At 42.4% G+C, this 21,814-nt stretch carries 17 protein-coding genes and 1 other RNA gene; 8 read left to right on the top strand and 10 right to left on the bottom strand.

Annotation, left to right across the window (positions count from 1 at the left end; translation table 11 throughout):
• Positions 1-3: 3 nt before the first annotated feature.
• From CYCME_RS09820 to rnpB, 5 genes are all read right to left on the bottom strand, one after another.
• Complete coding sequence (locus CYCME_RS09820; RefSeq protein WP_020932909.1) at positions 4-1,293, bottom strand: TolC family protein; 1,290 nt, start codon at positions 1,291-1,293, stop codon at positions 4-6.
• On the bottom strand, positions 1,293-4,568 hold the full coding sequence (locus tag CYCME_RS09825) for an efflux RND transporter permease subunit (RefSeq protein WP_020932910.1): 3,276 nt from the start codon (positions 4,566-4,568) through the stop codon (positions 1,293-1,295). The genes CYCME_RS09820 and CYCME_RS09825 overlap by 1 nt, the downstream gene beginning before the upstream one ends.
• Positions 4,561-5,649 (bottom strand): efflux RND transporter periplasmic adaptor subunit, encoded by a 1,089-nt coding sequence (locus CYCME_RS09830; protein WP_015005393.1) that lies wholly within the window; start codon positions 5,647-5,649, stop codon positions 4,561-4,563. Before CYCME_RS09830 ends, CYCME_RS09825 begins: the two co-directional genes overlap by 8 nt.
• Positions 5,646-6,278 carry a TetR/AcrR family transcriptional regulator gene (locus CYCME_RS09835; RefSeq protein ID WP_015005392.1) on the bottom strand — a complete coding sequence of 211 codons (633 nt, stop codon included), beginning with the start codon at positions 6,276-6,278 and terminating at the stop codon, positions 5,646-5,648. The genes CYCME_RS09830 and CYCME_RS09835 overlap by 4 nt, the downstream gene beginning before the upstream one ends.
• A 141-nt stretch (positions 6,279-6,419) precedes the next feature.
• Positions 6,420-6,781: RNase P RNA component class A (gene rnpB, locus CYCME_RS12835), an RNA gene on the bottom strand.
• Positions 6,782-7,029: 248 nt separating this feature from the next.
• On the opposite strand from rnpB, the gene CYCME_RS09840 reads away from it, so the two are divergent.
• Positions 7,030-8,268 (top strand): DUF1329 domain-containing protein, encoded by a 1,239-nt coding sequence (locus CYCME_RS09840; protein ID WP_020932913.1) that lies wholly within the window; start codon positions 7,030-7,032, stop codon positions 8,266-8,268.
• Positions 8,269-8,323: 55 nt separating this feature from the next.
• Here the strand turns inward: CYCME_RS09840 and rsmI are convergent, their stop codons facing one another.
• Complete coding sequence (rsmI, locus tag CYCME_RS09845) at positions 8,324-9,181, bottom strand: 16S rRNA (cytidine(1402)-2'-O)-methyltransferase (RefSeq protein WP_020932914.1); 858 nt, start codon at positions 9,179-9,181, stop codon at positions 8,324-8,326.
• A gap of 70 nt (positions 9,182-9,251) precedes the next feature.
• Between rsmI and CYCME_RS09850 the strand changes: the two genes are divergently transcribed.
• The 6 genes from CYCME_RS09850 (at position 9,252) to CYCME_RS09875 (ending at position 14,636) form a co-directional block, all read left to right on the top strand.
• The gene (locus CYCME_RS09850; RefSeq protein WP_020932915.1) at positions 9,252-11,195 is read left to right on the top strand and encodes a penicillin-binding protein activator; all 1,944 of its coding nucleotides are present in this window, start codon (positions 9,252-9,254) and stop codon (positions 11,193-11,195) included.
• Positions 11,195-11,554 (top strand): YraN family protein, encoded by a 360-nt coding sequence (locus CYCME_RS09855; RefSeq protein WP_020932916.1) that lies wholly within the window; start codon positions 11,195-11,197, stop codon positions 11,552-11,554. The genes CYCME_RS09850 and CYCME_RS09855 overlap by 1 nt, the downstream gene beginning before the upstream one ends.
• A gap of 1 nt (position 11,555) precedes the next feature.
• Positions 11,556-12,146, top strand: coding sequence for a phosphoheptose isomerase (locus tag CYCME_RS09860; protein ID WP_015005387.1), 591 nt, complete (start codon positions 11,556-11,558; stop codon positions 12,144-12,146).
• A gap of 5 nt (positions 12,147-12,151) precedes the next feature.
• The gene (locus tag CYCME_RS09865; protein WP_020161877.1) at positions 12,152-12,739 is read left to right on the top strand and encodes a BON domain-containing protein; all 588 of its coding nucleotides are present in this window, start codon (positions 12,152-12,154) and stop codon (positions 12,737-12,739) included.
• Positions 12,739-14,121 carry an FAD-binding oxidoreductase gene (locus CYCME_RS09870; protein WP_020932917.1) on the top strand — a complete coding sequence of 461 codons (1,383 nt, stop codon included), beginning with the start codon at positions 12,739-12,741 and terminating at the stop codon, positions 14,119-14,121. Before CYCME_RS09865 ends, CYCME_RS09870 begins: the two co-directional genes overlap by 1 nt.
• 68 nt (positions 14,122-14,189) lie before the next feature.
• Positions 14,190-14,636: a universal stress protein gene (locus tag CYCME_RS09875; protein WP_015005384.1), complete on the top strand. Its 447-nt coding sequence runs from the start codon at positions 14,190-14,192 to the stop codon at positions 14,634-14,636.
• A 1-nt stretch (position 14,637) separates the two neighbouring features.
• Here the strand turns inward: CYCME_RS09875 and nadC are convergent, their stop codons facing one another.
• Both nadC and CYCME_RS09885 read right to left on the bottom strand, forming a co-directional pair.
• Complete coding sequence (nadC, locus tag CYCME_RS09880) at positions 14,638-15,474, bottom strand: carboxylating nicotinate-nucleotide diphosphorylase (protein WP_020932918.1); 837 nt, start codon at positions 15,472-15,474, stop codon at positions 14,638-14,640.
• An 83-nt stretch (positions 15,475-15,557) separates the two neighbouring features.
• Positions 15,558-17,807 (bottom strand): DUF1631 family protein, encoded by a 2,250-nt coding sequence (locus CYCME_RS09885; RefSeq protein ID WP_020932919.1) that lies wholly within the window; start codon positions 17,805-17,807, stop codon positions 15,558-15,560.
• Positions 17,808-17,966: 159 nt separating this feature from the next.
• Between CYCME_RS09885 and ampD the strand changes: the two genes are divergently transcribed.
• On the top strand, positions 17,967-18,530 hold the full coding sequence (ampD, locus tag CYCME_RS09890) for a 1,6-anhydro-N-acetylmuramyl-L-alanine amidase AmpD (RefSeq protein WP_015005381.1): 564 nt from the start codon (positions 17,967-17,969) through the stop codon (positions 18,528-18,530).
• Here ampD and lspA read toward each other — a convergent pair.
• On the bottom strand, positions 18,513-18,986 hold the full coding sequence (gene lspA, locus CYCME_RS09895; protein ID WP_016389788.1) for a signal peptidase II: 474 nt from the start codon (positions 18,984-18,986) through the stop codon (positions 18,513-18,515). The two genes, ampD and lspA, sit on opposite strands and share 18 nt — an antisense overlap.
• Before the next feature lie 10 nt (positions 18,987-18,996).
• The gene (gene ileS / locus CYCME_RS09900; RefSeq protein ID WP_020932920.1) at positions 18,997-21,810 is read right to left on the bottom strand and encodes an isoleucine--tRNA ligase; all 2,814 of its coding nucleotides are present in this window, start codon (positions 21,808-21,810) and stop codon (positions 18,997-18,999) included.
• Positions 21,811-21,814 lie beyond the last annotated feature (4 nt).

The raw sequence follows: 21,814 nt of genomic DNA on the forward strand, positions 1-21,814 counted from the left end.
CGCTTATAAATCACTGATAGCCCTTTTTAACCTAATGCTTGCTAAGACCGCATCATAAACAGCATTTGCATGGTTATTCTGGCTGTTTTTCCGTAGTGCTTCGGCACTAAGCACATCGGTATTGGTTGATAAGCCATGCTCATACCGATCACGATTAACCTTTAGGTTTTCTTCTGCCTGATCAATAGATTGCTCGGTTACGCCAAGACGTTTACGTGTTTCTTGTACGTCTAGCCAATATTGCCTTACTTGCAGTTTAACAAGGCTTAATACTTCATAATATTGTTTTTCAAGTGAACGCGCTTGACGAGCCATTGCTGACGATTGATGACGAATTAGGCCTGCATCGAACAACGTCCATTTCACACCGACACCTACTAACCATTGACCCTCATGTGCCTGATACTCGTTTTCTTGAAAATCATAACCGCCCGTTAAAGCAACTTGTGGCGCATTACCTGCTCGAACAGCCTTTGCTTTGGATTTAAGTGCGTCGGCTTGTTCTTTTAAAACACGCAATTCGTAACGTTGCTTAATCGCTTGAGCCAATAACATATCCAACGAAAGGTCTACTCTTTGCGGCTCTAATTCTTTCAATAAGACTGCTGTTTGAAAATCTCGCCCCAGTAAACGATTGTAGGCAGATTGACTAATATCAAGCCTATTTTCAACCTGCATAGATGACTGCACTGCATCGGCCAAAGCAACTTTCGCGGCTAATAAATCATTTCTTGATACCATCCCCTGCTGATATAGGTTTTCAACATCTGCCTTATGCGAGGATAGGCTGACCACATGACTATTTGCCACCTCAAGTGCTTTACTTAATCGCAACACCGCGATGTAGGCTTCAGCCACTTTCAGCTTCAAGTCTAGCACTTTACCCGCCTCAAACTTTTTTGAAGCTTCTAACGAAGAAGTTGCCGCATCGATACCACGACTAATTTTTCCACCGGTGTAAATAGGTAATACCGTCATCGCTTTGTACGAATAACTTTCTCGTTCAGCCAATGCGAATTGTGTTGATACACCCGCAAAATCTACTTTTGCTTCTGGGTCATTCTCCATCATGCTATACCCTGCCCCAACAGTGACATTAGGCAAACGGGCTGCCTTTGCTGCCTCTAGCTGGTATTGACTAGCTTGTGTATTTTCACGCACCGCTTGAAGACTATGGTCATACTTGATGGCAATATCCCATGCCTGCTCGAGTGTTTCTGCTTCTAAAGCCATGGGAAGCACGCAGCCAAACAAAAGTACAAGAGCAAAAAGTTGGTTCTTTTTAAACAACATTAGTCTTCTCCTGTTGAACCAGTATGAAGCGACTGACGTGTTAACATTGAATACAGCAACATCGGCACCACAACCAGTGTCAACGCCGTTGACACAATCGTACCGAAGATTAATGAGATCGCCAGCCCACCAAAAACAGGGTCAGATAACATCACCGCAGAGCCCAAAACAATCGCCAATGCTGTCAATAAAATTGGCCGTAACCGAACAGCCCCTGCCTCTCTAACCGCTTCATGTGCAGACATACCTTTTTTCATATAGTCCACTACAAAATCAATAATTAACAATGAGTTACGAACCACCACACCCGCTAATGCTATTACTCCAATCATCGACGTTGAGGTGAAAGGTTCACCAACTATCCAGTGCCCAGGAAACACGCCAATAAGCCCAAGTGGAATAGCCGACATGGCTATCAGTGGTATTTTAAACGAGGCATAATAACCGACCAATAAAAGATAGATAAAAACCAATGCAATACCAAGCGCACCTAACATGTCGCGAAAAACATCTAAGGTTAAACGAATCTCGCCATCCCATAGCAATTGGTATCCATCAATCGTGTCAGGGGTAACCGATTGTAATTGTAAATTACCCGTTGTTAACACCTCTCCTTCACCCAATGACAGATTGTCTAATCGTTTATCTATATCCATCACTGCATACACCGGTGTGGTATCGCTCAGTTCTGCACCTACAAATGTCACGCGCTCATAATCCTTATGCAAAATTGGCCGGTCTTGAATATCGTTAACCACTCGAGTCAATTCAGATAGCGGTATTCTTTGCCCTTGTCTGTTCGTTAAATAAATACTCGATAAAAGCGTTGGGTCTATCTGGTATTGATAAGGAATATGTAAGCGTATTGGCACAATCTTTTTTTCTGATGCAATATGTAAACGGCCCATCTCAGTCCCACTGACCATTTGCCTTAATGCTTGTACAACCTGCGCTACTGAAACACCCGATAAAGCGGCTTTTTCTTTATCTACAATCACTCTAAACTGTGGCACATCAGCCACTTCAGAATCATGCACCTCAACAACGCCGTAAGTCTCTTTAAACACCCTGCTCACCTTGGCTGATATTTCACGAAGCTTTTCAGGATCTTTACCATAAATTTCAGCTAAAACCGTCGCCCGTAAAGGCGGGCCGGGTAAGTCTTCTGCTAATTGAATAACACTGCCAGGGTAACGTTGCTGAATTTTTTCCATTGCAGGACGCAGCTGAGCAACTAAATCAATAGAACTCATATCTCGCGTTTTTTTATCCGTTAAATTCACTCTCACTTCAGCAACAAATGGACCTTTTTTATTACCCGCTCCCTTTAACAAGCCATTAAAATCAATAACGCCCGTTTGCCCAACCCAACTTTGATAATTAAGCACGTTATCACGCTCACGCAATAGAGCACCCACTTCGCGAGTGATCTGATCGGTCACTTCTATCGGCGTGAATTCAGGCATGTCGATCGTAATGTTAAAGGTGTTTTTATTATCCTTCGGCAAAAAGACTAAAGGAATACCGCCCGCTGACACTGGGCCACCCACACCCGCAGGGCGAATAAATTGCCAAGCTGGTTGCAACATGGATAACACAATAGCTAAGACAATAACGCCTATTGTAATGTAGCGATAACGCCGACGAGCTAATAAGGGCGTAATAATGTTGTAGTAAAACTGATGTAATTTATCATTGTCATGAGGCGTTTCTAAATCTTCCCCTTCACCCGGTTTGAGCCAACGGTTAGCAGCCCAAGGTGTAACAATATAAGCCACTAATAATGACGCAAACATAGCCATTGGCACATTAAATGCGATGGGGAAAAAATATTGCCCTGCCATGTCTGTCACCACCACCAACGAACCAAACACCAACATAACGGCAAACGTCGCTAAATTGGTTGGGTTCCCAATTTCGTTAGTGGCCTCAACGGTGACATCCACCTTATCCTTTAACCATAAGCTTTTATAATGCCTATGAATATTCTCAATCACCACAATTGAAGAATCCACTAATAACCCTAAAGAGAGAATTAAACCGAACAAAGTGACTCTATTGATGGTGATTCCAAATATATAGTCAGAACCCAGTGTTAAAGCCAAAATAAAAGGCACACTAATCCCAACGATGAGCGCTTCTTTAAACCCAAGAAAAAGCACAATAACAACAAAAACAGAAATGATAGCGATACCCAGATGCTCAATTAAATTATTAACCGCATCATCAGCCTTTTTGCCATCATTACGCGTAATAATGACCTCTACTCCGGCGGGAATAAAACTGTTTTTCATCCGCTCGATTCTATCTAGCACATCATCCGCTACGAAGACCGCATTGGTCCCGGTTTTTTTTGCAACGGCAATAGAAACCGCGGGAATCTCTACCGCAGCGGTGGAACCAAATCTTGGGTCTGCTGGGCCATAAGCAAATCGTGAAAGTTTGTCTCGTTCTTCTCGAGGACCATCAATGATGTCTGCAACATCTTCCATGTAAATAGCTTGTTGATTAAAGCTACCTATTATTAGTTTTTTGACTTGTTCAGCAGACGTTAAAAACCCATCTAAGTAGAGGTTACTAACCTTTCCTTGAATTGCTTGTGTGCCAACCGGGGCCGATACATTACCAGCTTGCAATGCTGCCTGCATTTGGTCTAGCGTAATACCAAAACCCAACAACCTTTCAGGATCAAGTTCGACCCGAACCTCTCTGTCTCGCCCTCCTTTAACGTAGGCAACCGACACTTCATTTAAACTACGTAAACGGTCTACCATATGGTCTGCTAGGCGTTTTAAAGCATAATCATCATATTTTTCTGAGGCTAGGGTAACCGTTAGAATTGGCACATCATCAACATCAACACTTCTAATTAAAGGAACTGAAGCATCAGCAGGTAATTGGTCTTGTTTTCCTAGAACTCGGTCGTAAAGCTTCACGAGCGATTCTTCCTTATCAAGCCCTACTTTAAACTGAACACTCACCACACCCATAGAGTTCAGTGCGGTTGCATAGGTATGATCAACACCAGGTATTTCTCGAATAATGCCTTCTAATGGATTGATCACCAGTTCTTCTATTTCGCTTGGTGTTGCACCCGGCATGCTGACAAAAATTTCGGCGCCCGGCACCACAATTTGCGGGTTTTCCTCACGAGGCGTTAACAAAATAGCGATAATACCCAGCAATACACAGCTGAGCATAAATAACACGGTTAACTTGGAGGTAACGAAAGCATGGGCAACCCATCCCGCCGGATTTAATCGCTTATTATTCACCCACTACATCCCTTGCTTGAATAGAGTCACCCTCTCGTAACCGCTCAGTCGGGGCTGATACAATTTGCTCGCCACCCGTTAAACCGACTAATACTTCAATTTTTCCGCGGGTTGTTTTCCCTAAGCGTAGCCAGCGAAAATGAATGCGCTGTTGTTCGTCAACTATATATACCCCGGTTAAGCCCGCCCTGCTTATCAAGGACTCAACACGAATAACCGGCGAGGACTTGACGCCTACTTTAAAATGAGCTCGCCCAAACATCCCTGGCCGTAGCTTACTGTTATCCGGTAACGAGACTTTTACTTGTGATTTACGCGTTAACGGATCAGCCGATGGAACAACTCGAGCAATAACGCCATGAAGCGATTCATCAAGCGCATCAATAACCAGCTCAACAGTTTCTCCTCGACTGATATTTTTTAACTGTCCCTCGCCAATATACGTTTCAAATAACAAACCGTCAGCTGACTCAACTGTTAGTAAAGGTATAGCAGGTGCTGCCAAATCTCCTTCACGTTTATGCCGCCCCACTACCACACCACTAACTGGACTTGTAATTTGAGTATATTGACGCTGCGCCTGAGTTGTTTGTAGCGCTGCTTTAGCTTCGCGTAATGTGTCTTGCGCGATATCCCGCTGCAATCGTACTTTTCTGAGTTTGTTTTCAGACACGCTGCCACGCTCAAATAATGCTTGGAAGCTTTCCAGATCGGTTTGCGCATCTTTTAATGCCGATTTTGCTTTATCCACCAACGCGGTGACTTGCCGAATAGCACCTTCAACATCCGCACCATCCAATACCACTAATGTTTGTCCGGTCGTCACCGAATCACCTTCACGCACCAAGATTTTCTTAATATAGCCCGTGCTTCTAGAGGCAACATCAACACGATGATCTGAAACAATAGAGCCTGTTGTTCGATAAACTATTGGTAGACTCTCAACTTGCACCTGTGCTGTTTGCAGTGCCCAAGGTTCTTTCACTGCTTTTTCAGCCTTAGGCTGCTCAGAACACCCTAATAGGTTAACCAGCAAACCTATTGACAGCATAAGTGTTAATTGCTTTTTCAAAAAACTCATGTATTAGGGCCCCTCTCATCGGCCACTGTATTGATGGTATTAATATTGTTTTTCAATAGTTGTATAACGTGTGACGAAATAACACTTGGGTCACTATAAGATGTCTTCCATCCCGGTAAGTATTGACACATAGGTCTGGTAGCTGAGTGCGATAGCACCAACCAAATACTGGAGACGGTTAACATGTAATGGTCAGCCTCAGGGGCAATATCCTGAACCAAGGCTAGAACCATTTTAAAGGGCTCTAATAGCACTTCTTCAGCCACTAACTTCAACCTCGCCTCATCCCCATCCAGCAACTCCCACATGACTAACGCCCTAACGTTTTGATCGTCATTAACCATCAAGGCAAAGCGCTCGATAAAACTTTCAAGTCGCTCTAGCGGTGCCCCTGTGTTTGAAACAGAGCCTGCTATGGCAGTCGCCTTATCAACAAATGAGTGTTTCAGCACTTCAAAATATAGCGCGTGTTTATCGGGAAAGTGATGGTAAATTGCGGCGGTACTCAAGCCAACCAATTTAGATAATTCACGCATAGAAACGCCGTTATAGCCTTTAGCGGCAAATAACGGTGTGGCCTTATCCAGTATGTTAATGCGTGTATTTATTTCTTTGCTTTGTGCGTTCATCTACCAACTGGTTACTTAACGTTCGTTAAGGCGAATTTTACTACATAAAATACCGCGACGCAACATAGGCCAAACAATGAAAAAACAATGCCTTTAGCACTTAAGCGAGCTGTTTTTAGGCGTTAGAATCGTTATAAAAGTAAGTGGAGTTGGCCGATAAGCCGGGTTCTGTCGAGGACAGTCATTCATCTGGGATGCATATCACTATGCACCTCGAGCGACCTACCCAGAAGCCGTGTGGGCCACACGTTGCAACTTACGTTGCTACTTCTCTATTTGGTCTTGCTTCAAGTGGGGTTTACCATCGCCGTGATACGTTACCGTACACGCGGTGCGCTCTTACCGCACCGTTTCACCCTTACCGGTCTACCAGTAGACTTAGGCGGTTTCCTTTCTGCTGCACTATCCGTAGGCTCACGCCCCCCAGGCGTTACCTGGCACTTTACCCTATGAAGCCCGGACTTTCCTCCCTGCTTGCGCAGAGCGACTGCCTGGCCAACTCCGCATGCAGTGTACAAACTAATACCTCTTCGATCAATTTTATTAATTATTATTTAGCCTTGTTAAGCAATAAGAATGCACCAAATCATTTTAAACACCTATTATTAAGGTTCTTGATAGTTTACATTGATTCAATTATTAGAATTAGCTAATATTTTTAATGCATTAAATTATCTTTACCGGCAGATAACATTACTACATAACTTATCACTCAAAAATTTGTAACCGTATTTAGGGAAGAATCTTTCAAATGAAACAATTATTAACCTTATTACTTAGCAGTGTCATTATTTCAGCCCAAGCCGATTCGTCACTAATTGCTGGGAACCTCATTAATCAGCAAAATGTTGAAAAGTTTACACCTTACTTAGATAAACCTATTGTAGATTTAATAACACAAGGCACATTCTCAATAACTATTGGCAAACAGTTTGATATGTCCCCGAACCCCTCTTTTTTAGCGTTGACTGAGGCAAATAAAGGAACTGTCTCAATCGACTCAAAAACAGGTCAAATGATTAACTATCAGGGGGGCTTACCTTTTCCAGAACAACCAACAACTGATGACCCTATGGCCGGACTAAAACTTGCGTGGAACATGCGTTATTCTTATGGTGGTGATACTTCAGTTGTTGACCCTTTTATTTGGGACTATATCAATATGAAAACTGGTAAAGTTGAAAGAAGTATTTCATTTATCGGTAAAACGATGCGCTATAAACACCGACTTTTGATGCCGCCCAAACCGAACCTTCCTAAAAACCCTGCTGACATTTTTAACGGTATTTATCTTCTCGCAAAAGAACCTTTTGATATAAAAAACACTCAATTACTGGTTCATCGATTAGAAGATGATAGTGCACGTGAAAGAACATGGCTGTACTTTTCCGTTCAGCGGCGTGTTCGCCGACTACCTGCCGGACAAACAACCGATGCTTTTTTAGGCAGCGATATCATGATAGAAGATTTTCTCGGTTACAACGGCCGAATAAATGATATGACATGGCGCTACTTAGGAACTCAGCAATTATTAGCTCCAATATATAAACACAGTACGTTGATAAAAAATGTTGAATCAGAAAGCTCGAATGACTATACATTTGGCACCTTTCATGGAGAAGGTGGCTGCTTCCCAAATGTACCTTGGCAACTAAGAGAGCTTCATATTCTTCAGGCGGAGCCTAAACTCACCGATCATCCGTTATCTAAACGTATCTTTTATATAGATGCTCAAACACATATTCCAATTGCCGGGCGCCATTATGATAGAAACAGTCAAATTTGGCGTATAGGTATTAGTGCCTTTTCTCACCCTGACGAGCACCTTGAGCAAAACAAAGGTTCAGGGGTAGCCATTCCAACACTAATTTCAATGATTGATATTACTGCTAAACACTGCACGACACTCAAAATGAAAACTAAAATCAACGACCCGTCTGTCAAACTAAAGGACTTCACCGTTCAGTCTTTACGCAGCCGAGGGAAATAAATTTTTTAAACCTGAGCAAAAACTGGATAACCACACCCTGGTTTTTGCCCTTTTTTTAATCATCAGCTTGTATTTCAAGTGCTCTTTTATACAGCGCTTTCTTTGGCTGACCGGTCAATTGAACTGCCAATTTAACAGCCGTTTTTAGTGAACACTCTTGCAATAAAGTTTCTAGGGTCTTAACGTCTTCATCGGACAGCTCATCCTTTTTATGCTGCTTTTTGTTGACGCCTTCTATCAATACGACAAACTCACCACGCTGCATATTACTATCTGCTTGAAGTAATTGATAAATATCTGCAACCGACCCTGTTGCAATTGTTTCATATGTTTTAGTCAATTCACGGGCAATCGATATCTTATGCGTTGGGTCATACGTAGCGAATATATCGTCCATGCATTTAATAATGCGATGGCTCGATTCATAAAATACGAGCGTACCTTGACGACCCTTATATATCTCAAAAATTGCTTTTCGCGCAGCCGATGTTCGCGGCAAGAAGCCTTCGAAACTAAACCTATCTGTTGCTAATCCAGATGAGCTAAGCGCCGCAATTAACGCACAAGCACCGGGAACTGGCACCACCTCAAAACCAGCCTGCTTGACCCCTTCAACTAAGAAATAACCCGGGTCATTAATAAGTGGTGTGCCCGCATCCGATATCAACGCGATTGATTCGCCAGCGCTCAACTTTTCTAATAAAAACTGACGCTTATTGTTTTCGTTATGCTCATGGTAGGCCGTCATCGCTGTGTTTATCGAGTAGTGATTCAACAAGACTTTGCTATTACGCGTGTCCTCGGCGGCAATCACATCAACCGTCTTAAGCACTTCTAATGCACGTAAACTGATATCGGATAAATTCCCAATAGGTGTGGCTACAATATAAAGTATGCCTTTATCGTTTGACATCGTTGACCCTGAAAAAGATACTAAGCACTGGTTTGATCATTTTTAATTTTGCGGTTTAAGTCGTTCGTTTATGAGTCCATACAAAAAGAGTTTAATTACGCCTTTCAAACTAGTAGTTATAGCGTTTATCGTACTGCTTTTAGCAAATTGTAGCGCTCTTGAACCGATAGAAACGCCCACGGTCGAACAGTCTAACCCATTGGCAATTCAAGCCCAAGAAGCTTTGTCTCAACAACAATTTTCTCGTGCGGCAATGCTGTTCAAACAACTGGCAAAAAACAGTCAGCCCCCTCTTAAAAACCAATATCTAATATCTGCTATTGAGGCCTATTTTAATGCTGGCGACCTAGCGAATGCTGACTCGCTCATTGACTCTTTACTGACACGTTCATCACAGCTTACCAGTGATAATAAATTATCCCTCGCAACACTCTTACTTGAGCAAGGTAAAGCCGAAGACGCTATTAGCGTATTAATGAGCGTAAGTGAGCTTAATTTAAACAACGAACAACGCATTGATCTTCACACACTGACTAGCTCTGCTTTCTTCCAAGCTGGTAATTTAATTGAAAGTGCCCGCGAACGCATTATATTAGATGCACTCATAAATGAGCCTACTAGCAAGCTCAATAACCAATTGGACTTAGTGAATGTTTTATCTTTATTGTCCGAGCACGCTCTACGTGCTTTATTACCAACAGCTGACAACAATATGGCTGGCTGGGTAGACCTTGCCATTATAAAAAAACAACAAGTCACCTTTATTCCAAACAGTTCTGATGTTGAATCGTGGAAACAGCAATACCCCACACACGCCGCGAATGGTTCATTTCTTCTAACCATGGCCAAACAGTCCCAAGAAAACTTCATAGCGCCCAATAAAGTAGGCGTTTTCCTTCCAAGCCAAGGCCCTTTCTCACAGGCTGCTTTTAGTGTTCGTAAAGGTATCACCGCTGCTGCATACTCCATGGCCAACAAATGGCCGCTGAATATTCATTTTTACGACACCTCATCTACACCTGTTGAAACGCTTTATCAACAAGCCATAAGCGATGGCGTTAACATCATTATTGGCCCACTGGACAAAATAAACCTTAGTAAAATAGCCTTATTACCTGATTTACCCATCCCTGTTATTGGGCTCAATAAAAATGGTAGTCATCATAGCCCTCATTACGTTGAGTTCTCGTTGTCACCCGAAGAAGATATTACGCAAATACTTAGTTTTGCTTGGCTAAAAGGGCACCAAAAAGCATTAATTTTAACGCCTCAATCAAACAGTGGCGAACGATTAGCCGGTCATTTTTCATCGCTTTGGCAAAAACTTGGTGGACAAGTTCTAGATGTACAAACATACGAAGCTAATCAAGCAGACTACTCCACTGCCATTAAAAGCCTGTTACAAATTGACGACAGTGTTTACCGCTTTAAACAACTTCGTCAGCGCCTTAACCTGAACATCAAATTCGAAGAAAGACGTCGTCACGATGCAGACTTTATCTTTTTATTGGCAAGCCCTCGTGAAGGCCGCTTAATCAAGCCACAATTACGTTTCCACCGCGCTGCCGACATTGCTGTTTTTAGTACTTCCAAAATTTACGAGGGTGAGCAAAACAAAGGGGCAAACCGTGATTTAGATGACGTTTTTTTCTGTGACATGCCCTGGCTTATCGAACCTAATAAGCAACAAAATAGCTCTCTCAACCAGGCACTAAAACAATGGCCCAATACTCGTGGGTTACACCGTCGATTAACTGCCTTTGGTTACGATGCGTATCAACTTATTCCACATTTAGAACACTTGAAATCCAACCATTTTGCTCGCCTTGATGGCAAAACCGGTATTCTTTCAATGAATAATAACGTCATTAACAGGCAATTGAGTTGCGGCCAATTCCAGCGCGGTCAAGTCAAATCACTAGGCCTGGCACCTCACCTTGAGCGCACGATGAATATGCAATCAGTAGTGCCTTCTCCTCAACACACCGAACAAGTTAATACTGCCCCCCTTTAATGGACTCATCTAATGCTCTTGGTCAACAAAACGAGAACTTAGCACTTACATTTTTACGTCAAAAAGGTCTTGTTCTTATACAAAGAAACTATCGTACTCGCTTGGGTGAAATTGACTTAATTATGAAAGACAATGACTACACCGTTTTTATTGAGGTTCGTTACCGTTCCTCAACGAAATTTGGCGGCGCTTTACTGTCTGTCGATCGACGCAAACAAGCTAAACTTATAAAGTGTGCTCAACACTACATTGCCAACACATCAGGCCAGCAAAACTTTCGATTTGATGTAATCGCAATTTCACCCTCCTCTAGCCAGCATGAGATACAATGGGTTACCAACGCATTTGATGAGTTCTAACATGAGTTTACAAGAAAGAATCTATCAACACTTTACCGATAGCATTCAAACAAAACACGACGCTTTAGAGTCGCTTCCCAACTCCATTGAATTAGCCGGCCAAGCTATTGTCCAGAGCTTACTTAACAATGGCAAAGTTCTAACCTGCGGTAACGGTGGGTCGGCAGGGGACGCGCAACATTTTTCTTCTGAAATGCTTAATCGTTTTGAACGTGAGCGCCCTAGCCTACCAGCTATTGCACTTAGCACAGACACCTCAACGCTAACCTCCATTGCAAACGATTATTCGTACGACGAGGTGTTTTCTAAGCAAATACGTGCACTGGGGCAAGCGGGCGATATTTTATTAGCCTACACAACAAGCGGAAACTCCAAGAACATCGTATCAGCCATCAGTGCTGCGCATGACCGAGAAATGTTGGTGATCGTCATTACTGGTAAAGATGGCGGCACGATAGCCGCTAATGATTTATTACAAGATAGCGACATTGAATTAAGGGTACCGTCTAACTCAACGGCCCGTATTCAAGAAGTCCATCTTTTAATCACCCATTGTCTTTGTGACCTGATCGACTTTCAATTATTCGGATAAACAACATGTTTTTTAAAAAAGCTTTTATAGTACCCGCTTTACTGTCCATCGTTTTATTATCAGGCTGTGCAGCTGTTGCTGTTGGAACCGCCACCACAGGCGCTGCCGTTGTTCATGACAGACGCACCACTGGCACCGTCATTGATGATCAAACCATTGAACTTAAAGCGTTGGGTGTCTTATATGGCGTAGATAATATTCGTATAAACACACACGTTAATGCTACTTGCTATAACGGTATCTTATTGCTAACCGGTGAAGCACCAACAGAAAGCCTGCGCAACGATATTGCAAATAGATTGCGCAAAATACCAAAAGTCCGAAAAGTACATAATGAAATTCTAATCGCTGCGCCAAGTTCCTTAGTCTCTCGTAGCAGTGACGGCCTGATTACCAGCAAAGCTAAAGTTGCTTTATTTAGCCTTAATAAAATAAAAGGGTTTGATCCCACTCGCGTCAAAATTGTTTCTGAAAACGGTGTCGTTTATTTATTAGGTATTCTAAAACAGCACGAAGTAACCCCTGTCATTGAAACAGTTCGGCGGGTAGGCGGTGTTCAACGTGTAGTGAAGTTGTTTGAAATTACTGACTAATGAGAAAAAAAAATGACGACTTTTTACAGCAGTTAACCGGGCTTTATCACGAAAAATCACTTTTCTTAGACCCCGCTGACTGTTGGAGTTACGGCTATGATAACAGCCGACGACACAAAGAACCCCTTGCTGTTGTTTTCCCTAGCTCTCATCAACAAATAATTGATACCGTCCTATTATGTAACACTCATAATATAGCCATCACTGCACGTGGCAGCGGAACCGGCACAACAGGTGCTAGCGTACCATCGAATGGTGCCATTATCTTATCCACCGAGAAAATGGATAATATCATCAGCATAGACCCTGATAACCGCATGATGATTGTTGAACCCGGTGTAACTAATCAGGCCATTCAACAAGCGGCGGCAGAACATGGTTTCTTTTGGCCTCCCGACCCAACCAGCGCAAGCATTTGCACCGTTGGTGGAAACCTTGCTTATAACTCAGCTGGCCCACGGGCTGTGAAATACGGCACACCACGCGAGAACACATTAGGGTTAACCTGTATTACCGGCAGTGGAGAAACCTTAAAAACCGGCGCAAACACCACAAAAAGCGTCGTCGGCTACGACTTAACTCGACTCATTATTGGCTCTGAAGGTACCTTAGCCATTATTAGCCAAGCAACCCTAAAACTAACACCTTTGGCTGAAAGCAAACGCACACTTCAAGCTACTTACGATTCTATTCAAGCCGCGGCTAATGCCATTGCACGCATCATGGCACAACCAATCACCCCTTGCGCCTTGGAGTTTATGGATGGAACCGCAATTTCACTGGTTAAAGAAGACGCCCAATTAGATTTACCTGATAATGCACAAGCCTTACTAATGATAGAGGTTGATGGTGATCAATTTGGGCTGGATGCCATTGCAGATAAAGTCGCAGCGAGTGCATCGGTCGATGGCCTCATCGACATTCATATTGCCCATACAGCTGAACAAGTTAAACAGCTTTGGTCTGCTAGAAAAGCCCTTTCTCCATCACTTCGAAAAGTCGCTCCAAAAAAAATAAATGAAGACGTGGTTGTTCCCGTTAGCCATATTCCTAAGTTAATTAATGGCCTTCAGGCACTATCTAAACGTTATCAAATCCCTATTGTTAATTTTGGTCATGCAGGAAATGGAAACATTCATGTTAATCTTCTCGTTCAGCTTGAGCAGCTAGATAGAGCAAAAGAATGTTTAGCCGAGGTATTTGAATTAGTCATACAACTTAATGGCAGCCTATCTGGCGAGCACGGTATCGGGCTTGAAAAACGTGATTATATTAATTTAGAACTAGAAGCCACAGCTATCGGCATTATGAAAAAAATTAAGGCTCAATTTGACCCCAAAAATCTATTAAATCCGGATAAGGTATTTCCAATAGACGCATAAAATGGCTTGCCAAACCAGATGACTAACCCTTATTCTTACAGTAAGGAAGCAAACAGTAAGGAATTACCATGACGACTTACCAACATATTTTAGTAGCCCTAGACCTCAGCGAACATTCCTTATTTGTTTTAAAAAAAGCGCACGAGCTTGCTCAACAAAACCACGCCAAATTATCAGCTATTCATGTTATTGAACCCCTTGTAGAGTCCTCACATTTGGCATTTGATGGGACTATCTCAACTGATTTATTACCGGTTCAAGATGAGATTGAAGCGTCAGCAAAAAAGAAACTCAGTAAACTCGCCGCTTCCATCGACCTAGCAGAAGAAAACCAATTAATCCAAATTGGCCGCCCCGCTGATACGATTCATCAGCTCAGCAAAGACCTGCCATGCGACCTTATTGTGGTGGGAAGTCATGGACGACGTGGACTTAGTTTATTACTCGGCTCTACCGCTAATGCAGTCCTACACGGTGCAACCTGTGATGTATTAGCCGCTAGGGTTAATGACTAGCTTAGGCTTCTAAGTCCACGCGCATTGATAAGTCGACAGCTTGAATATTTTTTGTTAACGCGCCTACCGAAATAAAATCCACACCTGTTTTAGCAATATCTCGGATAGTCGATAAATTAACATTACCCGACGCCTCTAGTTTCGCAACGCCTTTATTAAGCTCAACCGCTTCACGCAATTGCTCTAAAGTGAAGTTGTCTAATAACAAGATGTCCGCTTTCGCTTCAAGTGCTTGTTTCACCTCGTCTAAGTTTTCAACCTCTACCTCAACATCAACCAGCGAGCTGCTTAGACGAGCAGCAGCGACCGCTTTTGCAATTGAACCAGCCGCCATAATATGATTTTCCTTTATCAACATACCATCGTACAAGCCAACCCTATGATTAGACGCTCCGCCACAGCGAACTGCATACTTTTGCGCCAACCGTAAGCCAGGGATTGTTTTACGCGTATCTAATACGGTCGCTGACGTACCTTCAACTGCTTTCGCAAATTGCTTAGCAAGTGACGCTGTTGCCGATAAGGTCTGCAACATATTTAACGCTGCGCGTTCTCCTGTTAATAAAGCCCGTGCAGAGCCTGATAGGTAACACAAGGTATCACCAGCATATGCCTGCTCGCCTTCTTTAAACTGCCAATCGATGACAACCTTTTCATCCAGCTTTTTAAAAACCGCATTCACCCATGCTTGGCCACATACCAACATGGCTTCACGCGTTAGAATAGTTGCTTTAGCTAATTTATCTTCTGGAATGACCAGTGCGGTTAAATCACCACTACCAACATCTTCTGCTAAAAACCGACAAACATCTTCGTCTATTATTTTGGGGTCGAGCATAAAAATCCATTCACCTGAAAAATAAAAAAAGCCTCTTTGTTAGAGGCTCTTTATTATCACATAATTTAATGCTAATAAGAATCTCATGCCAAGCCAGGTTCAGCACTTTTTGATGTCATTAGGCTCTTCATTCCCGCTAACACCCTGTCTACTAGCGGCGCCCTTTCTTGACCAATAATAGTCATTCGTTTTTGCCTAAACGCTTCTGCTAAATCATCCAGACTAATATCCATTGCTTTAACGCCGCAATCATTCACAAAAAGACATTGCATAGTAACCGAACTTTTCCAAGACAATTTGGCACGTAAAACACCACCATCTTCCCCCGTATACTCAACCCAATCACCAACATCTATTTTAGATGCCAACTTGCTGAATTTATCGTTTGGCATTTGTGCTTTTTTGCTTTCAAGCTCTTGTAATAAGTCCTCTTCTAGGCTGGCATACATTTCCTCGTTTAGCTCAACCATTACAACCTTTTCGACACTAGCAACATCGCTTGGCTCCCCCTGCCCCATCGCCAAAAGTTGCTTATGCCAAGATTCTAATTCTTTAAAAAATGTAGCTGATTGATGAAAGTCACATGAAATATTTTCCAGTCCAACTTTAATATCTTTCAGTAATCTGGCCAAACTATTAATAATCAACTCTTTAGCTTCATAGTCTACTGGCTCAACGACACTGACCACAAGCCTATCAATCACATCAATACATTGTTGACTTTCTTGCGGCTCCCTTTCTTTTCTTAACAAAGCTAGCACAAGCACATCCTTCCATGTCTCATCCAAGAAAATTTGAACAAATTCAGGGATAGATTTACCATTTATCCGCAAAGCAATTTCATAGGCGGCTTGACGTTTTGTTAACTCTAGTTGTTCAGAGCTTTTTGTTGCTTTACGAGAACGCTCCTCTAACAAATCAACCTGGCGCTGCTGCTGCTCCATAAAAACGCCAAGCTCATCGCAAAGCCCCACAAATATACCTACATCATTATCGAACTCCATCAAAACCCGCATCACCAACTCTTCCATTTTCTCAAAGATCGAACTTTTAATTTGTTGGTTATTTCCGCTGACGCCTAGGCCTGCCTGTGACATCGCATTTAAAAACTGTCTAGCAGGATGGCTTTTTTTTGCAAAAAAGTCCTTATCTATCATCGCAACTTTTAAAATTGGTATTTGTAATTGTGCAATCATCGCTCGAACTGTATCAGGCAACTGCCGATCTTGTAATATCACATCAAAAAACATTGCAACAACGTCAATTAACGTGTCATCTTGTTCAGCATACGGTTGACGTTGTCCGTCAACTTGGATTTTTTCACCCACTTGTAATCGAACACTTTCAGATAAATCAACTTCCTCCCTTGCACCTTCTTTTTGTAGGCTCGTTAATACCTCAATAAGCTTTGTTGTTGGCAACTGACTTCCAGATACAGTTAAACCATCGGACACAAAATTTTCACCCTGTAGAGACCGATGTAACTGCGCCATCTTTATTAAGTCAGCATATATAACTGGATCGATCCCCATTGATGTTAAAGAGGCGACTCCAACGTGCCCTCCTTGAATTTCTGGCATTTGAGTTTGCCCTATCATTGAAGATTTCGTATCTGCATGGGTCAATGACTGTGTATCTTTTATGTTCAATGAGCCATGATTTGCAATCTTATGCTTAGGGAGCTTAGGCATAATATTAGCCTTAATAAAAAGCTCATTCACCTCTTTAAGCACATCACCTAAATTACTTAAGACCGCTTGTGAAAATGATCTATTAATGATCTCAAAGCCTTTTTTTGAAAACAGCTCAGTACTCATTAAATCTGTAAACGTATTTAGTAAAACAGCTGGTCCAAAAGGGTTTTCGCTTGCCTTAAGCTCTTTTACGCTCATCAAAAACCCAACCCTGTGCCTCAAAGCATACAAGACATCAGATAAATCACTTGTACAAGTAGATATATATTCATCAAGTAATAATTGGTTTTCAATGTCATCTGTTTCAACTAATTGCAAACTAGACCAATCTTTCACTTCAATCGTTGCTATCAACCCACGAGGAACATTTACATTACCTCCATTTGAAAAACCTGATATATTTTTAACGACCTCTTCGATGTAACGTGACGAAACTTGCTGCGACTTCTTCTGAAAGACTTTGATGTCAGTGAGTGCATCATCCAATTTTTTACTGCCTTTACCATCAAATATTTGCAACTTGATTTGCTCTAACTGGTCGTTTAAGCTTTGCTCAAACTCATTCTCCAACTTTTTTTGTAAAAAACCTTTTAATAAACCAACTGACGCATTAATTAAGTTTCGTTTATTTGATTCCATAGTACTCCTCGGAGGCTGGTTATTACTTTGACGAGCAGGAGTCTCTATATTTTTTACATTCTTCATAACGTTAAGAAGTTACTTTAATATACATAGAGTATAGTCAGCTTATGTATAAAGTTGTGCGCTAGAGCACATATTTAGATACCCTCATTTTATATGCCTGACACACCAACAAATATTCGCCTAGGTCTACTAGAAACTGCTGAATTTAAAGCTTCGCCGAATAAAAACGAGCGTCCAAACCCTTTTGATATTCGGTTAATTATTGTGCATGGAATCAGCCTGCCCCCTGATCAATTTGGAGCGGGTTGGATTGATGATTTTTTTCTTAATCAATTAGACCCTAAACAACACCCGTATTTTCAAGAGATTTGCACTCTTAAAGTGTCTTCACATTTATTAATCCGTCGTGATGGTAGCGTGACGCAATATGTTCCGTTTCAAGAACGTGCATGGCATGCTGGTGTTTCACAGTATGCCGGCGAGGACAACTGTAATGATTTTTCTATCGGCATAGAATTAGAAGGTGCGGACCATATCCCTTATACAGAGAAACAATACCAAGCACTTAGTTGCTGCTGCCAAACTTTGATACAACATTATCCTGAGCTTTCTACAGAAACCATCGTTGGTCATTGTGACGTTTCTCCGGGCCGAAAAACTGACCCTGGCGAAAGCTTCGATTGGCAAAAATTTAGGACGCTACTGACTGGCCGTTGAGTCTTCGCCTCGGAACATATCTATCAACATCATTACAACGCCAATTGAAATGGCTGAATCAGCAATATTAAATACGGGCCAGTGGTAAGAATTATAATAAACGTCTATAAAATCAATAACATAACCATAGGCAACCCGATCATATAGATTACCTATTGCACCACCCAAAATCAATGACAGGCTCACGGCCATCCATTTTTCTTTCGGCTTCAAACGGCTTAACCAAATCACCAAAATCAGTGTTGCAATCGATGCGATTGCGACAAAGAACCAACGTTGCCAACCACCGGCGGTACTTAAAAAACTAAACGCCGCGCCTTTATTATGCACATACGTTAAATTCACGAACGGCATAACATCAATAGACTCGTATAAGCTAAAAGATGCAACCACCCAAAGTTTACTGACCTGATCCAGAACTATAACCAGCAGTGACAATCCTAACCACTTAAACATACGGCTTACTCTAAGCGAACAGTCTTTGCTCACCGCTGCCTTCTATATTTTCTACGCAACGCCCACATAGTTCAGGGTGCGTTTCAGATTCACCCACATCGTGACGGTGATGCCAACAACGAATACATTTTTCATGCTCACTGGCAGTAACGGTGATGAATAACTGAGCATTATCCGTTGCCTTTGCCTGCTCGGGTTTGTCTGCAAGAGGTTTTACTTCGGCATATGAGGTAATAAAGATAAAACGTAGTTCATCGTTCATCTTAGCCAGTGTTTCATATAATTCACCCTCACAATACAAGATGACGCTTGCATCTAAGCCAGAACCAATTAGACCTTCTTCTCTGACGCGTTCCAGCTCTTTACTAACCAATTCACGCATCTCTATCACCGGCTTCCAAAACGCCAACTCATTACTTACTTCAGTATCCTCAATCGGGAAACCGTCATAAGCAGTGGCCAAAAACACTGACTCTTCACGTTCACCTGGCATTGCTGACCAAATTTCCTCGGCTGTATAACTGAGTATTGGTGCTACCCAACGCACTAATGCTTCGGCAATATGGAACATTGCCGTTTGCGATGAACGCCTTGCTAAGCTATTTTGTTGTAATGTGTATTGGCGGTCTTTAATGACATCTAAGTAAAAGCTGCCCATTTCAACAGAACAAAAGTGGTGGATACCTTGGTGAACTTGTAAAAACTGGTATTGATCATAGTGTTTCAATACGTCTTTTTGAACATCACGGGTTTTTTCAACCGCCCAACGATCTAAGGGCAACATATCAGCAAACGCTACCATATCTTTTGCTGGATCAAAGTCATTTAAATTTGATAACAAATAACGTGCGGTATTTCTCAATCGACGATAAACATCAGATGCTCGTTTTAAAATTTCATCCGAGACAGTCATTTCGCCACTGTAATCATTAGCTGAAACCCAAAGGCGTAAAACATCCGCTCCAAGGGAGTTAATCACCTTTTGAGGCGCAATGACATTGCCTTTTGACTTAGACATTTTCATACCTTTCGCATCGACGGTAAAACCATGTGTCAAAACAGCCTTATAAGGTGCTTGATCATTCATGGCAACCGATGTCAGCAAAGATGACTGAAACCAACCTCGATGTTGGTCTGACCCTTCAAGATACATATCCGCTGGAAACGTTAATGCTTCACGCCGCTCTAAAACACAGGCATGCGTTACACCAGAATCAAACCATACATCTAAAATATCATTAATTTTACTGTACTCATCCGCTTCATCACCTAGCAATGTCGAAGCATCTAAATCAAACCAGGCTTCAATACCCGACTCTTCTATAAGAACCGCCACTTGCTCAATCAAGCCAGCCGTATTGGGGTGTAATTCACCCGTTTCTTTATGCACAAACAAAGCAATCGGCACGCCCCAGTTGCGCTGACGAGAAATACACCAATCTGGCCGCCCCTCAACCATGCTATTAATACGCGCTTCACCCCACTCAGGCACCCAGTTAACCCGTTTAATTTCTGCTAAGGCCTTCTCACGTAGGTTATTTTTATCCATTGAGATAAACCACTGTGGCGTCGCCCTAAAGATAATAGGCGTTTTATGTCGCCAGCAATGTGGATAGCTGTGATTTAACACTTCTGAATGCACGAGCGCACCACGTTCTTTTAAAACGTCAATCACCTCATCATTCGCATTGAAAACATGTTTACCAGCAAACAAAGGAGTACTGACTAAAAACACGCCATTATCGCCAACAGGGTTGTCCACTGGTAACTTATATTGCTGACCAATAATATAATCGTCCTGCCCATGGCCCGGCGCAGTGTGCACTGCACCTGTGCCTGCCTCAGCCGTTACATGATGACCGACAATAATAGGAACAACACGATCATAAAACGGGTGACTCAGCGTCATATGTTCCAAATCTTTACCTTTGCAATACCCAAGCACACGGTAATCTTCAATGCCATAACGTAACATTGCATCTTTTAATAACTTTTCCGCCAAAACAAGGCGCTCATCACCGCTTTGAACCAACACATAATCAAACTCAGGATTTAATGAAACCGCTTGGTTCGCCGGTAAAGTCCACGGTGTAGTCGTCCAAATAACGACGGAGATAGGGCCCTGCCCAGGTGCATTATCACTGCTGTGGAGTTGTTGTAAAAACCTTGACTCATCATTGACCGTAAAACGCACATCAATGGCTGGTGAACGTTTATCTTCGTATTCCACTTCTGCTTCTGCTAACGCAGAGCCACAATCGGTACACCAATGCACAGGCTTTGATCCCTTATGCAAATGACCTTTTTCAATAATACGGCCTAGTGAGCGAACAATATCCGCCTCAAATTGAAAACCCATACTCAGATAAGGACGCTCCCAATCACCAAAAACACCCAGACGCACAAACTCTTCTTTCTGCATAGCTACTTGTTTGGTCGCATAGGCTCTACAGGCTTTACGAAACTCAGCTGCTGACACCTTCACGCCTGCTTTGCCGATTTTCTTTTCCACCATCAATTCAATAGGCAGGCCATGACAATCCCAACCTGGCACATAAGGCGAGTCAAAACCTTGCAGGGTTTTACTCTTTATAATCATATCCTTAAGTACTTTATTCACCGCATGACCAATATGAATAGGGCCATTTGCATATGGCGGTCCATCATGTAGGACAAATTGAGGACGACCAGCAAATTTTTCACGTATTTTCTGGTACAACCCCATTTCCTGCCAACGTTTCAACGCATTGGGTTCACGGTTAGCAAGGTTAGCCTTCATCGGAAAGCTGGTTTTTGGCAAGTTCAGTGTTGTTTTGTAATCCATGATG

Origin of the sequence: Cycloclasticus zancles 78-ME (genome assembly GCF_000442595.1) — a bacterium.
GTDB classification, from domain to species: domain Bacteria; phylum Pseudomonadota; class Gammaproteobacteria; order Methylococcales; family Cycloclasticaceae; genus Cycloclasticus; species Cycloclasticus pugetii.